General features: G+C 61.7%; 4 protein-coding genes. 3 read left to right on the forward strand and 1 reads right to left on the reverse strand.

Translation table 11 applies throughout. The annotated features are described in order from the left end of the window. The coding region (locus tag EN935_RS32850) for a DNA gyrase C-terminal beta-propeller domain-containing protein (protein WP_281040383.1) at nucleotides 1-853 on the forward strand (853 nt) is incomplete at its 5' end. A 112-nt stretch (nucleotides 854-965) separates the two neighbouring features. Here EN935_RS32850 and EN935_RS32855 read toward each other — a convergent pair. Further along, nucleotides 966-1,112 carry a hypothetical protein gene (locus tag EN935_RS32855; protein ID WP_127263080.1) on the reverse strand — a complete coding sequence of 49 codons (147 nt, stop codon included), beginning with the start codon at nucleotides 1,110-1,112 and terminating at the stop codon, nucleotides 966-968. Between the two features lie 194 nt (nucleotides 1,113-1,306). On the opposite strand from EN935_RS32855, the gene coaD reads away from it, so the two are divergent. Both coaD and EN935_RS32865 read left to right on the forward strand, forming a co-directional pair. After that, nucleotides 1,307-1,807 (forward strand): pantetheine-phosphate adenylyltransferase, encoded by a 501-nt coding sequence (coaD, locus tag EN935_RS32860; RefSeq protein ID WP_109669169.1) that lies wholly within the window; start codon nucleotides 1,307-1,309, stop codon nucleotides 1,805-1,807. A gap of 16 nt (nucleotides 1,808-1,823) precedes the next feature. After that, on the forward strand, nucleotides 1,824-2,100 hold a 277-nt coding region (locus tag EN935_RS32865; protein ID WP_206534623.1), incomplete at its 3' end, for a peptidylprolyl isomerase.

Below are 2,100 nucleotides of genomic sequence, written 5' to 3' on the forward strand. Positions count from 1 at the left end.
GCCCGCGGACGAGACGAGCTGGGGCGAGCTCGACGTGATGTTCGCCACCACGCGCGGCACCGTGCGCCGTAACAAGCTGTCCGACTTCGTCCAGGTCAACCGCAATGGCAAGATCGCCATGAAGCTGGAGGAGGAGGGCGACGAGATCCTTGGCGTCGAGACCTGCACCGACAATGACGACGTGCTTCTGACCGCCAGCTCCGGTCAATGCATCCGCTTTTCGGTCGGCGACGTGCGCGTCTTCCAGAGCCGCAACTCTGTCGGCGTGCGCGGCATAACCATGGCCGAGACCGACCGCATCATCTCCATGTCGGTGATCGAGAATGTCGATGCGCCGCCAGCCGAGCGCGCCGCCTATCTGAAGCGAGCGGCAGCCGAACGGCGGCTTGCCGCTGGCATCGCAGCCGGCGAAGAGGAAGAGATCGCGCTGACCAATGAAGAGGTCGGCGAGGAGACGGAGCTTTCCGACGAGCGCTACGAGTTCCTCAAGGCTCATGAGAAGTACGTGCTAACGGTGACCGAATTCGGCTACGGCAAGCGCTCTTCGTCCTATGATTTCCGGCTGACCGGACGCGGCGGCAAGGGCATCCGTGCCACCGATGTGTCGAAGGTAGCCGAGATCGGCAGGCTGGTGGCGACGTTCCCGGTCGGCAATGACGACCAGATCATGCTGGTATCGGATGGCGGCACCGTCATCCGGGTGCCGGTCAACGGCATCCGTTTCGCCAGCCGCGCCACCAAGGGCGTGACCATCTTCAACACGGCTGAAGGTGAAAAGGTGGTTTCGGTCGAGCGGATCTCGGAACCGCAATCGGACGAAGAAAGCGAAGAGACTGTCGAGGACGGTTGCTGATGCCGCTCCGGCGCCTGACACCGGTCCGGAGGGTGCGGACTAAGTCCGGCACCCAGGTTATGACATAGCAACGCCGACCCATCGGCCGGCGCGGCAGCAAGTTTAGGCTTTATCAGTAGTGGCGATATGGCTTGCGGGGGCCGAAGAAGCGCTTGGTGTTTGCCTTGACGCGGACGCGTTGTGCCTCCTGATGCAGCCCAAATACGGTGGCGATCAGCATGGCGACGGTCATTGCGGTGGCGAGCATGTAGATCAGCATGTGCGTGTTCTCCTGCGCCTAACAACGGATAGATGGGATTTTGGTTTCATCTTATTAAGGTGCAACCTAGTGAACGCTGCGTGAAGGCTTCGTGATCAGCGTGTTCATCTGTCGTTCATGTGCCGGAAAAGGTTCACGGCCGGCGCGCCGATCGGATTTGCCTTTGCGAGAGAGGCTCGCTAGAAGCACCTGCCATGACTGAACGCATCGCCCTCTATGCCGGCTCCTTCGACCCGCTGACCAACGGCCATCTCGATGTGCTGAAGGCGTCGCTGGCGGTGGCCGACATCGTCTATGCGGCGATCGGCATTCATCCGGGAAAGCAGCCGCTGTTTTCCTTCGAGGAGCGGGTGAAGCTGATCGAGACAGCGACGAAGGCAGAATTCGGCAGCGACGGCGCCCGCATCAAGGTCGTCGCCTTCGACGGGCTGGTCATCGACGCGGCCAGGAAGCAGGGCGCCTCGATCATGATCCGCGGCCTGCGTGACGGCACCGACCTCGACTATGAGATGCAGATGGCCGGCATGAACGAGACCATGGCGCCTGAACTGCAGACGGTTTTTCTGCCCGCCAGCCCTTCCGTGCGCACCATTACCGCCACACTTGTCCGCCAGATTGCCTCGATGGGAGGCGACATCCGCCCCTTCGTGCCGGCGGCGGTTGCCGGCGCGCTCACCGCCAAATTCAAGAAATAAGACCCCGGAGACAGATATGCAGCTGAAAAAGCTCGCCTCGTTCCTCGTTGTGCTTGCCGGTCTTGTGACCGCATCGGTCTCGGCTTTTGCCGCCGACCCGGAAAACACCATGATCGTCACGCTGAAGGACGGCGACGTCACCATTGCGCTGAGGCCCGACCTCGCGCCCAAGCATGTCGCCCAGATCAAGAAGCTGGTGCGCCAGGGCGCCTATGACAATGTCGCCTTCCATCGCGTCATCGACGGCTTCATGGCGCAGACCGGCGACGTCAAGTTCGGCAATATGAAAAAGG

The sequence above is a fragment of the Mesorhizobium sp. M7D.F.Ca.US.004.03.1.1 genome, from assembly GCF_003998635.1.
GTDB classification, from domain to species: Bacteria; Pseudomonadota; Alphaproteobacteria; order Rhizobiales; family Rhizobiaceae; genus Mesorhizobium; species Mesorhizobium loti.

What these genes read in the sequence shown, in the direction of transcription:
- EN935_RS32855 (WP_127263080.1), bottom strand. Translation starts at nt 1,112, where the DNA reads ATGCTGATCTACATGCTCGCCACCGCAATGACCGTCGCCATGCTGATC.
- coaD (WP_109669169.1), top strand. Translation starts at nt 1,307, where the DNA reads ATGACTGAACGCATCGCCCTCTATGCCGGCTCCTTCGACCCGCTGACC.